This is a genomic window from Corynebacterium sp. (genome assembly GCF_030532715.1).
Taxonomy (GTDB): Bacteria; Actinomycetota; Actinomycetes; order Mycobacteriales; family Mycobacteriaceae; genus Corynebacterium.
Genome location: NZ_JAUNKO010000006.1, coordinates 40,375 through 54,766 on the forward strand (window position 1 = coordinate 40,375; position 14,392 = coordinate 54,766).

Here is a 14,392-nt window from a genome sequence, read left to right on the forward strand (position 1 = left end):
ATGCCTACACCAGAGTTTATTGTGCGGCTGCGCGAACATATCGGCCACGCGGAGTTGTGGTTGCCAGGTGTGTCCGGCGTGGTGATCCGCGGGGAGCACGTGTTATTGGTGCAGCGCCGCGATAACCTCGAGTGGACCCCGATTACGGGGATTTGCGAACCCGGCGAACAGCCGGATACCGCCATCCGCCGCGAGTGTCGCGAGGAAACCGGGGTGACGGTGCGCGTGACTCGCCTGCTGTGGGTACGCGCCGTCGGCCCAATCACGCACGCGAATGGCGACCGTGCGTCCTACATGGACACCGCATTTCTATGCGAACCCATAAGTGGCACAGCTCACGTCGCTGACGATGAAAGCGCGGACGTCCGCTGGTTTCCGCTCGACGACCTACCCACCATGCAGCACCGCTTCCGCGAGCTGATAAACCACGCGCGTATCGACGCCCCGGCGGGCTGGGGTGTCCACACAACCCACAACTAGCGCCCTACAGCAACGCCTCGAGATAGGGTTTCAGCACACGCCAAACGCGTAATTCTTCCGCGTAGCGCACCAATTGATTGAGGTCTTTATCGGGGCGCTGCACGTATACTTCCAGTGATTCGATGAGGCTGTGATACTCCAAATGCCCGCGGCTACGCACGACGTCGCAAATTGAACGCTCCACATCGTATGCCGGAACGAGATTGCCTTCGGGGGTACGTACAGTGATGCGCCCTAGTTCAAACGCCGTTTTCTTTACGGAAAATACCTCAATGCCGTCGCCCCGTAAATTCGTGGCATTATAACCGGTGGGTACGGTGACATTGATGCGTTCCGGTTCGCGTTCCCGAATCCCATGAAGATAGAGGGCAGTGCGGTGCGAGAATACTAGGCGTTCCACCCGACGATGCAACACCCATAGGTCGTCGATCCAAATTCCGGGTTCGGCATAGACACCGTGCGCCACCCGTTCCAAACCTTGATTGCGAACAAAACTAAGGAACGTTGGTGCGGAAACTCCGGTGGCCAGGGCGTCTCGCGTGCAGATTATTCCAGCGTTTGACTTCATTAGTTTGGACAGAATTTCTGCCGAAGACATACACCATACCTCATGACTGTCGATTTTGCGCCCAAATTATCAAAGACTACAACACAAGTTTCCACAAATTACATACCCCTCCTTGCCCCCAGCGCCTTACAATAACTCTATAAACTGTGTACGGTGTCCCTATAACACTCATAGTTTTTAGCAAAGGGAGTTGCGTCGTGCAGGTGACACAACCACAATACGACTCCGAACCAGTAATCAGTGCCGCACTCGATGACCTCGACCATTATTCGACTCAGTTTCTCATCGAAAAGATAAAGAATCGATCAAGTACTTCACCGCTCACGGGAAATGAAGTAGAAATCCTCACGCATATTGGGGCGCTCGCACAAGCAGGTGAGGAACTCCATCCTACACTGGCCGGATTACTTACACTAGGCATGAATCCGCAACGATTTTATCCCCAATTATCTGCGACAATCGTAGTATTACCCACAAAAAAGTTCGGGGATCGCGGCCCGGACGGCAAGCGCTTTCTGGCCAGCCGCCGCCTCAACGGCACCATCCAGCACATCACCGAGGCGGCACCCCGAGAACTCGACCAGTTTTTACCCGCCTCCGAGCACCACAAAAATTATGAGGGCAAACGCCGCACCATGCTTCTCGACGTCGCTCGCTCGCTCATCTTCAACGCCCTCACGGAACGCGATTACGCGCCTCATTCCCTTGGCGGTTCGCTCCAAGTGGAACTGTATCCCGATCGCTTGGTGTTGCATTACCCCGGAAAATTTAGCTACAAAGCCGAGAAGCCGAACCCGACCATTGAAGCCCTGATGGCTGCCATGGATCTCACCAACTACAAACGAAACCTAGGCGAACTCATCCATCAATTACGTACCGTGGGCATCCCGGCCCCGACAATCGAGCAGGAGCGCCAACGGGTAAGAATCACCCTCATTCGCTAACTCACTGCCCCCGCAAAACCCTAACCACAATGCGAACAGTTTTGTTGAAATATTGTTTGGGAGAATGTACGCGCTTGGCGATTGACTACATTTGCAGCTTGCTTAATCGAACCGTTCGCATTTGTTGAATATTTGAAATACAGAGACCGTTTCACTACCTATTATATCGCCGGGCTTCACACGTTCAGCCCCGCAACTTGCTTCCCTACATATCGAATCCGTTCCTTAAGTTCCCGCTACACGGCCGTTTGCCGCCAGCGAAAGAACCCGGCTTGACGTGCAGCTCATCACACGGCCATTGACCGCGCAGCGGTGGGGTAGGGGATTTCATTGACGCCGGGGAACTGTTTGTATTTTGTTCGCGATGCGCATAATTTCAAGTAAGCAAGCAATTTTGCTCTATCGCTTTTCGCCGACGATGAGTTCATTGAAATAATGTGTTGGGCGCCAATCAATTTTCCACCTTCGATTTTCGGTGAAGTGACGGAATTGTGCATCGTCGCGGTTGGGCTAAAGTCTTGCATATGCGCTCGCTCTTCGCTAAGTGAGTTGAACGCCGAGGAGAGACGCTGCTGGCAATGTTTCACGTGAAACATTGGCCTACGGCACGCTCTGCAAGAGCTGTGAAACGCTGCATGGTTTCACGTGAAACATAGAGTTTTTGTTGGCGGGAGCGTGCACGAAGTTCTGGGCAACGGTTAAGTTGCTAACCACGAGGGAGGCGGCTAGGATATTCGGCATGTCGAATTCATATAACCTTCACCAGGCATCGTGGTGGTGGCGCGCTAACTAGCGGGCCACCGGTTTATCGACACATGTAAGGCTCGCAAGCTTCACTTCGAAGCGCGGGCCTTTTGTTTTACGCTCAGGGGCTGCTGCCGAGAAGTGAAGAAGATTCACTGTGAAAGGCATTCATGCAATGAACACTCCTGAAATCCAATTTCGAGACACCCTCCTCAACGCCTACTTTGGCGAGTTCGGCGGCCAGTACGTCCCCGAAATGCTCTATCCGGTCCTCGACGAACTGGAGCGGGCATATGTGGACGCCCTCGAAGACCCCACCTTCGCTGAGGAACTACGCTCCCTGTATGTCAATTACTTAGGCCGCCCCACTCCGATCACTGAGTGCAGCAACCTGCCGCTCGCCGGACGCGGCAAAGGGAAAGCAAGGATCTTTTTAAAGCGGGAAGACCTTGTGCACGGAGGTGCACACAAGGGCAATCAAGTAATCGCCCAAGCGCTGCTGGCAAAGCGGCTTGGCAAAAACCGGCTTATCGCTGAGACAGGCGCTGGCCAACACGGCACAGCAACAGCGATGGTGGCGGCATTGTTTGGCATGCGATGCACCATCTATATGGGCGCTCGGGACATTGCCCGCCAGCAACCGAACGTGTACCGCATGCGGCTCATGGGTGCGGAGGTTGTCTCAGTGGAAGAGGGAGCTGGCAACGGCCTCGAAAACGCCATTGACGTCGCACTCATGGACTGGGTGAAGTCATACAAAGACACGCACTATCTGTTAGGTACCGCCGCGGGCCCGCACCCGTTCCCCACACTGGTTAAAGAATTCCAGGCGATCATTTCACGTGAATCCAGAGAGCAAATGCTCGAGCGCACCGGCGCTCTACCGGATGTGGTGGTTGCGGCCGTTGGCGGCGGCTCTAACGCAATCGGCGCATTCGCCGACTACTTGACAGATAAGGAGGGTAACGAGCAGGTTCGATTGATTGGTGTGGAGCCCGCCGGGGAGGGTTTGGATTCCGGTAAGCATGGCGCCCCGCTGTGCCGCGGCCGCGTCGGCGTGCTCCATGGTTCCCGCTCCTACGTCATGCTGGGGGAGGACGATAGCGTACTGCATTCGCATTCAGTCTCAGCAGGCTTGGATTACCCTGGCGTGGGTCCTGAGCATGCGCATTTGCTGGAGTCTGGCCGCGCGGAATACGTGGGCATTACCGATGCTGAGGCGCTCCAGGCGTTCCGCATGCTCTCCCGCTACGAGGGGATTATTCCCGCCTTGGAATCCAGTCACGCGTTGGCGTACGCGTTGAAACTGGCGGAGCACGCGGAGGAAACCGGCGAAGAGATCAACATCCTGGTGAACCTTTCTGGCCGTGGCGACAAGGACGTCAACTATGTCCGGGAGTTGCTTGGTGATCTCGCCGGCGAAGACCCCACGGAAAAGCCCGTCGTTGAGCTGCACGCGGCCGAGGTTATCGCGGCGTTGTCCGCGGAAGTGGAGAGCGAATGATACCTACACTTCTTTCCCGTTCGGTGCGCTACCATGAGGACGCATCGGTGCTGTTCCAGCACCTGGACGAAGGTGGCGACGCGGTACTTCTGGAAAGTGCGGATATCGCCTCCAAACAGGGGTTGATGTCCATCGCCGTATTACAAGCGAGTGCGCGTGTCACGTGCAACGGCCATCAGGTAACTATCGCGCCGCTGACCCCATCCGGGGAGCGGATTGCGGAACGCATTCACGAGCAACTTGGCGCCGAATTGAATTTTCCGCCGTCGCAGGAAGTTGACGAACGTAAGCGCCTCACCGCCTTGAGCAGCATTGAGGTGTTGCGACGCCTTCAAATGGACCCCGGCTATGAGCTGGAGGGGTGGCCGTTTCTGGCTGGGGGTTTCGCGTTTGACTACCTCGACACGTTTGAGGAGCTGCCGTCGGTTGCGGATTCAGTGAACACCTACCCGGACTACGAGTTTTTGGTTGCTCAGGTGCTGCTCTCGATTGATCATCAAGCGCAGACAGCACAACTCCAGGCGTTATCCCTCGACGAAGAGGAGGATTTGTCCGAGCTACTGGACACCCTCGCCGCGCGTATCGACGCCGCGCCCGCCGCGACGTCGATAAGTAAACGCGGGACGGGGAAACTGGTAGCAACGGCGGACGTTCCGGACGCAGAGTTCCGCGACCACGTGCGCACGCTTCAGGAGCACATCTACCAAGGGGACGTGTACCAGGTGGTGCCGGCGCGAACCTTTACCATCGCCTGCCCGGATGCCTTCGCCGCATACCGCGTGCTACGTGAAACCAACCCCAGCCCCTACATGTTTTACGTGCGCACCGGAAACTACGAACTGTTCGGCGCTTCACCTGAATCATCGCTGAAATTCACGGCAAGCTCCAGGCAGGTAGAGGTGTATCCCATCGCCGGTACGCAGCCACGCGGCGCAACCCACGAGCTTGATATCCGCAACGAATTGGAACTCCGTACCGATGCTAAGGAGATCTCGGAACACACCATGCTGGTGGATCTGGCGCGTAACGATCTCGCCCGCGTCGCTGTCCCCGGCACGCGGGAGGTGGCGGCGCTGATGCAGGTGGATCGTTATTCGCGGGTCATGCACCTCGTGAGTCGCGTCACCGCAACGTTGGATCCAGAATTGGATGCGTTGGATGCGTACCGGGCGTGCATGAACATGGGCACGCTGACGGGGGCGCCGAAGCTGCGTGCCACAGAGTTGTTGCGCGGCATCGAGAAGCACCGGCGGGGTTCTTACGGCGGGGCTGTAGGGTACTTGCGGGGCGGGGGAGACATGGACACCTGCATTATTATCCGCTCTGCATTCGTTACCAATGGTTTTGCCGCAGTGCAGGCTGGGGCAGGCGTTGTACAGAATTCAGATCCACAAGGTGAAGCTGATGAAAGTCTGCACAAGGCGTACGCGGTGCTCCATGCAATCGCCGCAGCCGCAGGAGCGGACGTGGAGGTTAAGCGATGAAGATCGTTCTCATTGATAACCGGGATTCTTTCGTATACAACCTCGTGGACGCCTTCGCCGGGCACGATTGCACCGTAGTGCGCAACACCGTGTCGGTGGCGGAAGTGGAGGCAATGGAACCGGACGTGATTTGTTTGTCGCCTGGGCCGGGACATCCACGGGAGGCGGGAAACCTGATGGCGATAGTGGAGGCGGCGTATGGCCGAATTCCGTTATTGGGGATTTGTTTGGGGTTCCAGGCTATCCTCGAGCATCTGGGGGAGCACGTGGTACCGTGCGGGCCAATGCATGGTGTAGCAGATTCCCTAAAATTGACACCGGAAGGCTATGAGTTCTTCGGCGGGGAAACGAAAGTGGCGCGCTATCATTCACTTGGTTCCGTCACAGTGACAAAAAAACTGCAGCTATTGGGTACTTGTTCGTCGGATATCGGAGACGTGATTATGGCCGCATATTCGCCTGAAGATCGGGTGATGGGTTTTCAATTCCACCCAGAATCTATTCTCAGCCCGACTGGGCCGCACATTTTGGAAGACGCGCTTCGGCGCCTAGGAGCATGCTCATGAATCAACCGTTAGACCTCTTACGCACCTACATGGATAACCCCGCCCCGACTATCGAACAGGCGCGGGAAGTCTTTACGCCGCTGACGATCGGGGCTTACGACGACGTCCATATCGCCGCCCTGCTGGCAACGATCCGCACCCGCGGGGAAACCGTAGCCGATATCGCTGGTGCCGCACAGGCATTCTTGAAGGCGGCGCGACCCTTCCCCATCACTGGGGAAGGGGTACTAGATACCGCCGGTACGGGCGGCGACAACGCCAACACCATCAATATCTCCACAGGTGCTTCGCTGGTGACATCCGCGAGCGGCAGCATGGTAATCAAGCACGGCAACCGTTCCGTAAGCTCCAAGTCTGGGTCCGCGGACGTGCTCGAGGCTTTGAATATTCCGCTGGATTTGGACGTGACTCGTGCCGAAAAGCAGGCGCGCGCCTCCAATTTCACCTTCCTTTTCGCACCGGCGTACCACCCTGCGGTGGCACTGGTGATGCCGGTACGTAAGGCGTTACGCGTGCCCACCCTGTTCAATATCCTTGGACCACTGCTCAGCCCTGCGCGGCCAAAGCTACAGATTATGGGTGTGAATCGACCGTCACTGGGGCAACCTGTCATTGAGGTGATGCGGGAGTTAGGCCGTGACCGCGCGTTGGTGGTGCATGGTTCGGGCACCGATGAGCTCGCCGTCCATGGCCCGACGCAGGTGTGGGAACTGCGCGACGGCGAGATCATCACCTACACGGTCACCCCAGCCGAACTTGGCGTACAGGAGCACACGCTCGCGGATCTGCACGGCGGGGACGGCGCGGAAAACGCTAAGCATTTGCGCGCGGTGTTTGATGGTACCGGCCCGAAGGCGCATATCGACGCAGTAGCTGTAAACGCTGGCGGCATGTTGTACCTCCACGGGCGGGTAGACACGCTCAAAGAGGGCACGGAGTTAGCAAAAGCAACCATCATGGATGGCACCGTGCACCGTTGGTTGCGCAAGCACGAGGAGGCGAATTATGGCTGATATTCCCACCGTGTTGCAAAAGATCACCGAAAATCGGCGCTCACACGTCCCTGGGATCGCTGAACGCATCCAAGGCATGCCTGAACCGGTTGTGTCCACTAGAAGCCTTTACAGGGCCTTACAGGGCCGAAATCGCTTTATCATGGAGTGTAAGTCCGCCTCACCTTCTTTGGGCATGATCCGCGCTGAGTATCACCCCGGCGAAATCGCCCGGGTATATTCGCGTTACGCATCCGCGATATCGGTGCTCTGCGAGCCGGATTACTTCGGCGGGGATTACGATCATCTCGCTACAGTCGCGGCCAGCACGCATCTTCCAGTGCTGTGCAAAGACTTTATTATCGCGCCGGAGCAAGTACGGGCGGCACGGCTCTTTGGGGCAGACGCAATCCTGCTCATGCTGTCACTGTTGAGCGATGAGGAGTATCAACACCTCGCAGCAGTAGCGGGGGAGTACCACATGGACATCCTCACCGAAGTGCTCGACGAGGAGGAAATGGCGCGGGCCAAGCAACTTGGGGCGAAGATCATTGGTATCAATCACCGCAACTTGCACGACTTGAGTATTGATCTTTCACGCTCGGCGTCGTTGGCGCCCTTAGCACCTTCCGACGCCGTGATTATCGCCGAGTCCGGCATCCGCGATCACGCGACCGTGAACGCTATTTCGCCACACGTCAACGGCTTTCTGGTTGGTTCGCAGCTCACCGGGCAGCCGGACATTGACCTCGCTTGCCGCAGACTGGTGTTCGGTGAGAACAAGGTTTGCGGGCTCACCTCGCCGCGCGCCGCGCAGCTTGCCCGCGCCAACGGTGCGGTGTTTGGCGGTTTGGTCTTCGAGCCGTCCTCACCGCGCAATGTTTCACGTGAAACATCCGAGTCCATCATGAACGCCGAGCCGGACCTCACGTATGTCGCCGTGACTCGCCGTACGGACAACTTTGAGGACCTCGCAATCCCCGGCATTGCCATCGTGCAAATCCATGCACCCCTCCAAGAATCCATCGAAGCCGAACTGAAGCTTATCGACGCCGCAACTGCCGCACTCCCTGGCCGCACGCTCTGGCGCGCAATCTCCATGACGGATCCCCGCGGACCGGAGTTCGCTATTGCGCTCGCGGATCACGTGGAACGCTTGGTGCTTGATGCCGGCGATGGTGGCACGGGAACAAGCTTCGATTGGTCGACCATTCCGGAGTCTGTGCTAAGCAAAAGCTTGCTGGCCGGAGGCATCAATCCGGATAACGCGGCGGATGCCCTGTCGGTCGGGTGCCTCGGCCTCGATGTGAACTCTGGAGTGGAATACCCCAATTCAGTGGATAAGGATGCTGTGAAACTGGCCGCAATTTTCCAAACGATCCGTACAGGTAGGTAACCGACGTGACACTTCTACCCGCATATTTTGGAGAGTTCGGAGGTCAGTACGTCCCCGAACTTCTCATCCCAGCGCTCGATCAACTAGAGCACGCATTCGTTGACGCGATGAACGACGAGTCGTTCCACGCTGAACTTGCGAACTATCTCCGTGACTATCTTGGTCGCCCCACGCCTCTCACCGAATGCTCAAACCTTCCGTTGAAAGGTAACACGCGCATCTTCCTCAAGCGCGAGGACTTGGTGCACGGCGGAGCCCACAAGACCAATCAGGTGATTGGCCAGGCGCTGCTTGCAAAGCGTATGGGCAAGACCCGGGTTATCGCAGAAACCGGCGCCGGGCAACATGGTACCGCGACCGCGCTGGCCTGCGCTCTACTTGGCCTTGAGTGCGTGATCTACATGGGGGAGGAAGACGTCCGCCGCCAGCAGCCCAACGTTTACCGCATGAAGCTCATGGGCGCCAACGTCGTTCCTGTGACCGCTGGTGCGGGCACGCTTAAAGACGCCGTGAACGAGGCATTGCGCGATTGGGCCGCCACCTTCCATGAGTCCCATTACCTACTTGGCACTGCTGCCGGCCCGCATCCGTTCCCCACCATCGTCCGCGAATTCCACCGCGTGATTTCGGCGGAAGCCAAACAGCAAATTGTGGAGCGTATTGGGAGGCTACCGGACGTGGTCACCGCATGCGTCGGCGGCGGTTCGAACGCGATCGGCATGTTTGCGGAGTTCCTCGATGATGACGTGGAACTCGTCGGCGTGGAGCCCGCAGGCGAGGGCCTAGAGTGTGGGCGCCACGGGGCACCAATCTACGCTGGACAGATCGGGATCTTGCACGGGGCGCGCAGCTACCTTATGCGCACCAGCGACGGTCAGGTGGAGGAATCCTATTCCATTTCGGCCGGACTTGACTATCCGGGTGTTGGCCCGCAGCACGCCCACCTCCATTCCATTGGCCGGGCACAGTACGTTGGAATCACTGACGAACAGGCGTTGCGCGCCTTCCAACTGTTGTGCAAGTACGAAGGAATTATCCCCGCATTGGAATCCAGCCACGCGATGGCTTACGCCCTGCAACGCGCGGAGGCCGCGCCAGACGAGGAACTCGTCATTATTGTTTCCCTCTCGGGACGTGGAGATAAGGACGTTGATCACGTGCGTGCCACCTTGGAGGCACACCCCGAGTATCTGTTGGAGGACCAGCCATGACCAATCGTTACGCTGCGATGTTTGAACGCCTGGGGGAGGAGGGCGCGTTCGTCCCGTTTTTCATGCTCGGCGACCCCGACCCGGAAACCAGTTTCGAAATCATTCAAGCTGCGATCGAGGGCGGTGCGGACGCCCTCGAGCTCGGCATTCCGTTTTCGGATCCCGTAGCTGACGGCCCTACCATTCAGCTCGCCCACATTCGCGCATTGCGGGCCGGCGTGGACGTGAATGTAGCACTTGATATCGTGCGCAAGATTCGTAATTCTTGGCCCGAGCTTCCAATCGGCTTGCTCATCTACGGCAACGTCGCGTTCGCTCGAGGAATGGAACAGTTCTACGCCGACGTAGCCGCGTCCGGCGCCGATTCCGTACTACTCCCAGACGTTCCCGTCCGGGAAGGGCGCCCCTTCGCTCAAGCGGCGATCGCCGCTGGCATCGACCCCATCTTTATCGCACCACCGCACGCAACTCCGGATACTCTTGTGGGCGTTGCAGAGAATTCCAGGGGCTACACCTATGCGGTGTCGCGCGTGGGCGTCACTGGCTCGGAATGGGAATCCTCCACGGACGGGCTTGCGAATCTGGTCAAACACTTGAAGAGTTTCGGTGGCCCGCCCGCACTTCTCGGCTTCGGAATCTCCACCCCAGAACACGTCGCTAACGCCGTAAAGTCCGGGGCTGCGGGCGCGATTTGCGGGTCAGCCCTGTCAAAGATCATTGAAACCCACGACGGGACCGAGCGCATCGATGCCGTGCGAACCTTTGTTGCGGAGATGAAGGCGGCAACGAAAGTGTAGGCCCATAAATTAGAAAGCTCAAAAATGGTGATGTTTCACGTGAAACATCACCATCTTTTTTACGTAATTCCCCTGAGTGTTTCACGTGAAACATACACGCCTTTCGTCGAAGCAGTGTCGGCCGACTGGCCAAGGAAGAGGGGGGACTTGGCATCGCAAAGCGTATCGCGTGATCTTTTATCCACAAGTTGACGCCGCCACACTACAACAAACAGCAACACTTAATGTTTCACGTGAAACCACGATGCCCGAATAGAGCGGTCTATATGAAAAATCTTACCCTTTTAAAGCGGCCACCTATCACCGGGAGCGATACGTCACTGTGACGAAAATGGAACTGTGGGATACTGAAAGCATGACTTGCTCACGCCGCCTCTTTTTAGTTGCTTCAGCCACAACATTTGCCGGCGCTGTACTCGCCGCATGCGGGAGTGCCGGAGCCAAAGTATCCGCATCGGATGTGCCTCTCGGAAAAGCGATAATCGTGGATAAATTCATCATCGCGCAACCGACGAAGGGTACCTACAAGGCATACTCGGTAAGCTGCCCTCACCAGGGGACCGCAATCGACATTATTCATGACGACGGCACGGTGGAGTGTTCGAACCACAACTCCAAATTCTCCATTGAAGACGGAGCCGTGCTCAGCGGACCCTCCCGCTCCGGATTAATGCCCGCGAAACTCTCCGCGGACGGCCAAGAACTCACCGCAGAACTCTGACAAAGAACCCCAAGCCCGCGAAAACGGCATGGCGCGGGCTTCACGCTACTGTGTGCGACGTCGATACGCGGGAATGCTAGTAACGTTGCGTTTATGCAGTTGAAGAAGCCCGATCCGTTAATCGTCCTTATTGTCTGTGCTGTCGCCGTGGCCATCGTCGCCCCGATCAGTGGGGAAGCCGCAGCATGGTTTCACACGGCGACAAAGCTGGCGATTGTGTTGCTGTTTTTCTTGTACGGAGCGCGGCTTTCCACATCCGAAGCGATCGCCGGGCTGAAACACTGGCGGTTGCACGCAACGATCCTTGCGTTTACCTACGTCGCGTTTCCGCTCATTGGGTTGGCGTTGGCACCGACCGCGTCTTGGCTGGGTCCAGAACTTTATCTCGGCATCCTATATTTGACGCTCGTGCCGTCGACAGTGCAATCTTCGGTGGCGTTTACTTCCATCGCCAACGGTAATGTGGCTGGCGCCATTGTGAGCGCCTCAGCTTCCAACCTGCTTGGGGTTGTGCTTACGCCGCTACTCGTGATGATCCTTATGGGGCGAGGGGGCGTAACTATCGACGGCGGCGTGTTCCTCGACATCTCGCTACAGTTACTATTTCCGTTCATCATCGGCCAATTGTGTCGGCCATGGGTACAGGAAATTGCCAAAAGTAAAGCGACAAAATCCGTGGACCGAGGCTCCATCACCATGGTGGTGTACGCCGCGTTTTCCGCGGGCATGGTTGAGGGTATCTGGACGCGAGTGGGAGTAGGGAAGCTCGCGGCGTTAGTAGTGTTCTCAGTAGTGCTCGTTGCCTTCATGCTATGGCTCACGCGGTTTGTAGCTACCAAGCTTGGGTTTGAACGAGCGGACAGGATCGCGATCGAATTCTGCGGGACTAAAAAGTCATTAGCTACTGGTTTGCCAATGGCCGCAATCATCTTCGGCAACTCGAGTTTGGGCTTGCTCATCCTACCGTTGATGATTTTCCACCAGATTCAGCTCATGATGTGCGCGAGTTTGGCATCCCGCTACGCCTTGCATTCCCGCTAAGAAAGAAGCACACTGTTTCACGTGAAACATCTCTATGTGAAAACGACCTTCGCCGTACCAGGGGCGGGAAATGCGGTGCACATCGCGGAATTACGGCCGATCGAGGGGACTAATATGTGCTCCATGAGCCGCCTCATCGAGATGATGGACGGCCACAATATTAGCGGCGTGTGGAGCAGCAATGGAACAAATTCCGGGATGGTGAATCAACCAATCAAGCACGTTCCCCATCCCGATTCGTTTCACAATTTTCCAGACATCGAGGTGTCGATGCTCACCGCGCTGCAGTTTGAGGGACTTTGGTTGCAGGGTATCAACCAGCTTTAAAATCGCAGCAAAACCAAGTAGAGTGCAGTGCCTGCCAGGATGGAAAGAGCGGCGGAGCGACGCCACAAGTGCAACGCTACGGTGAACACAATTCCCACCGCAACCTGCCAAGTGAAACCAGGCGCGGTAAACACGACGAGGATACACATGACGCCCACGGGCATCGCGCGGCTGAGCATGGCAAGAAAGTCACTGCTCCTAAGCACGCGCAGAAGACGAAACGGGAGGGCACGCAACACATAGGTCACGGCACCAATACCGGCAAGCACAGCAGCTGTGTAGTTCAAATCTACGCCGACAGGAAGGCCCATCACGGGAGCCTCCAGGTAAGCAGCTCGTCAAGGCGCTGAAAACGGAACCGAAGGACGAGGACAGCGAAGTACAGGCATAGCGCGACGGCCATGTTGCCCACAAAACTGACGCCAAGGGCAATGGCAATGAGCGAAAGATCTCGGCTCGCGCGGAACGCGTCCAACGCAAGCACCACGAACAACGCCGTGAGAGCAAACTCCACGTCTGGCAGCGGTGGCACAAACGCGCCAGACAGCGCGCCAATGGTCCCTGAAAGCACCCACGCTGCTTGACAGAAGATTTGCACGCTGAGCAGGTATTGGGGAGAAGGATCGGTCTTGCCAGCGGTGACCGCATACACCTCGTCGGTGAGAGCGTATGTGGAGTACACACGGCCCAGGCGCGACTTGATCACATCGCGCGGGAACGTCAAGCCATAAAAGATGTGGCGAAAGTTCACGAGAAGCCCGGTGAGGGCTGCGGAAAACACGCTCACGCCACTTGTAATAAGGCTAACCGCCAAGAACTCCATGCTTCCCGCGTAGATCGCGATGGAGAAAATCGTGGCCCACCACCACGAAAATCCGGCTTGCGTGATGACGAGACCGAATGCTACCCCGAGTGGAAAATAGCCGATTGCTACTGGCCAGGAATCTCGAAGAGCATGTTTCACGTGAAACATCATGGTTAATTGTCCATGAGGTCAACAGGGAACGTGGAAAACAGGGGGAGCGGGAAGTGCTGTCGCTTCATCACATCGCCCCACACATCAGCAGGGCCAGGGGCGATCACGTCGGACGGCAACGCGGGCGCCACAAACCAATCCCCGCGGGAGATTTCTTGCTCCAGTTGACCCGGTGCCCACTCCGCGAAACCAGCGAACAATCGCATCCCCTCGATATGTTCCACAACCTCGTTTGGGTCGGCTCGCAAGTCCACATGCACGAGCCGGTTTGCAAGTCGCTTAAACACCGCGTGTTGCGTCTCATCCACGCCCAGGCGCGTCACGCCCACCCCGACCGCCGTCTCGGGATGCAAGGGGCCGCCGCTATACAACGCCTGGGGCTTAGCCACGCAACCAAGCCAATCCGGCAACGCCACCGCCACGGGCACATCCAAACGAGTAGTCAGATTCACGCCGAAAGTGGTGTATTGGCTGTGCTCCAAGATCAGCACTACGCTGCGCGCGAAGTCCTCTGAGTACATTCCCGGTGCGGCAACGAGCAACATACCGGGTGCCGGATCATTTCGCTCCAACGCTAAAAACAACCGATCAGCAAAGTAGTTGTCCACGGCGATTCCTTATCCTCTATCTCTGAGACGACA

Annotated in this window: 16 protein-coding genes; 12 read left to right on the forward strand and 4 right to left on the reverse strand. The window is 57.2% G+C overall.

Features of this window, described 5'->3' with window-relative positions:
* Positions 1-480: an NUDIX domain-containing protein gene (locus Q4D83_RS09985; RefSeq protein WP_303175168.1), complete on the forward strand. Its 480-nt coding sequence runs from the start codon at positions 1-3 to the stop codon at positions 478-480.
* 4 nt (positions 481-484) lie between these two features.
* Here the strand turns inward: Q4D83_RS09985 and Q4D83_RS09990 are convergent, their stop codons facing one another.
* Positions 485-1,078, reverse strand: a complete 594-nt coding sequence (locus Q4D83_RS09990) for an abortive phage infection protein (protein ID WP_303175169.1) — start codon at positions 1,076-1,078, stop codon at positions 485-487.
* A gap of 173 nt (positions 1,079-1,251) precedes the next feature.
* Between Q4D83_RS09990 and Q4D83_RS09995 the strand changes: the two genes are divergently transcribed.
* The 11 genes from Q4D83_RS09995 (at position 1,252) to Q4D83_RS10045 (ending at position 12,775) form a co-directional block, all read left to right on the forward strand.
* Positions 1,252-1,992 carry a hypothetical protein gene (locus tag Q4D83_RS09995; RefSeq protein ID WP_303175170.1) on the forward strand — a complete coding sequence of 247 codons (741 nt, stop codon included), beginning with the start codon at positions 1,252-1,254 and terminating at the stop codon, positions 1,990-1,992.
* A gap of 919 nt (positions 1,993-2,911) precedes the next feature.
* Complete coding sequence (gene trpB / locus Q4D83_RS10000; RefSeq protein WP_303175171.1) at positions 2,912-4,240, forward strand: tryptophan synthase subunit beta; 1,329 nt, start codon at positions 2,912-2,914, stop codon at positions 4,238-4,240.
* Positions 4,237-5,724 (forward strand): anthranilate synthase component 1, encoded by a 1,488-nt coding sequence (locus Q4D83_RS10005; protein WP_303175172.1) that lies wholly within the window; start codon positions 4,237-4,239, stop codon positions 5,722-5,724. Before trpB (Q4D83_RS10000) ends, Q4D83_RS10005 begins: the two co-directional genes overlap by 4 nt.
* A complete protein-coding gene (locus Q4D83_RS10010) occupies positions 5,721-6,290 on the forward strand; it encodes a gamma-glutamyl-gamma-aminobutyrate hydrolase family protein (protein ID WP_303175173.1) in 570 nt (189 codons plus the stop codon). The genes Q4D83_RS10005 and Q4D83_RS10010 overlap by 4 nt, the downstream gene beginning before the upstream one ends.
* A complete protein-coding gene (gene trpD, locus Q4D83_RS10015; protein WP_303175174.1) occupies positions 6,281-7,303 on the forward strand; it encodes an anthranilate phosphoribosyltransferase in 1,023 nt (340 codons plus the stop codon). Before Q4D83_RS10010 ends, trpD begins: the two co-directional genes overlap by 10 nt.
* Positions 7,296-8,678 carry a bifunctional indole-3-glycerol-phosphate synthase TrpC/phosphoribosylanthranilate isomerase TrpF gene (gene trpCF / locus Q4D83_RS10020; protein WP_303175175.1) on the forward strand — a complete coding sequence of 461 codons (1,383 nt, stop codon included), beginning with the start codon at positions 7,296-7,298 and terminating at the stop codon, positions 8,676-8,678. Before trpD ends, trpCF begins: the two co-directional genes overlap by 8 nt.
* Positions 8,679-8,683: 5 nt before the next feature.
* Positions 8,684-9,889 (forward strand): tryptophan synthase subunit beta, encoded by a 1,206-nt coding sequence (trpB, locus tag Q4D83_RS10025; RefSeq protein WP_303175176.1) that lies wholly within the window; start codon positions 8,684-8,686, stop codon positions 9,887-9,889.
* A gap of 17 nt (positions 9,890-9,906) precedes the next feature.
* Positions 9,907-10,686: a tryptophan synthase subunit alpha gene (gene trpA, locus Q4D83_RS10030; protein WP_368502217.1), complete on the forward strand. Its 780-nt coding sequence runs from the start codon at positions 9,907-9,909 to the stop codon at positions 10,684-10,686.
* Positions 10,687-11,041: 355 nt separating this feature from the next.
* On the forward strand, positions 11,042-11,407 hold the full coding sequence (locus Q4D83_RS10035; RefSeq protein WP_368502213.1) for a Rieske (2Fe-2S) protein: 366 nt from the start codon (positions 11,042-11,044) through the stop codon (positions 11,405-11,407).
* A 93-nt stretch (positions 11,408-11,500) separates the two neighbouring features.
* Positions 11,501-12,448 (forward strand): bile acid:sodium symporter family protein, encoded by a 948-nt coding sequence (locus Q4D83_RS10040; RefSeq protein ID WP_303175179.1) that lies wholly within the window; start codon positions 11,501-11,503, stop codon positions 12,446-12,448.
* A 123-nt stretch (positions 12,449-12,571) separates the two neighbouring features.
* Positions 12,572-12,775 carry a hypothetical protein gene (locus Q4D83_RS10045; RefSeq protein WP_303175180.1) on the forward strand — a complete coding sequence of 68 codons (204 nt, stop codon included), beginning with the start codon at positions 12,572-12,574 and terminating at the stop codon, positions 12,773-12,775.
* Here Q4D83_RS10045 and Q4D83_RS10050 read toward each other — a convergent pair.
* From Q4D83_RS10050 to Q4D83_RS10060, 3 genes are read right to left on the reverse strand one after another with little or no spacing between them, the layout of a single operon-like run.
* A complete protein-coding gene (locus Q4D83_RS10050) occupies positions 12,772-13,086 on the reverse strand; it encodes a branched-chain amino acid transporter permease (protein ID WP_303175359.1) in 315 nt (104 codons plus the stop codon). The genes Q4D83_RS10045 and Q4D83_RS10050 overlap by 4 nt on opposite strands.
* The gene (locus tag Q4D83_RS10055) at positions 13,086-13,748 is read right to left on the reverse strand and encodes an AzlC family ABC transporter permease (RefSeq protein WP_303175360.1); all 663 of its coding nucleotides are present in this window, start codon (positions 13,746-13,748) and stop codon (positions 13,086-13,088) included. The genes Q4D83_RS10050 and Q4D83_RS10055 overlap by 1 nt, the downstream gene beginning before the upstream one ends.
* Before the next feature lie 5 nt (positions 13,749-13,753).
* Positions 13,754-14,359 carry a YqgE/AlgH family protein gene (locus Q4D83_RS10060; protein WP_303175181.1) on the reverse strand — a complete coding sequence of 202 codons (606 nt, stop codon included), beginning with the start codon at positions 14,357-14,359 and terminating at the stop codon, positions 13,754-13,756.
* Positions 14,360-14,392: the final 33 nt, after the last annotated feature.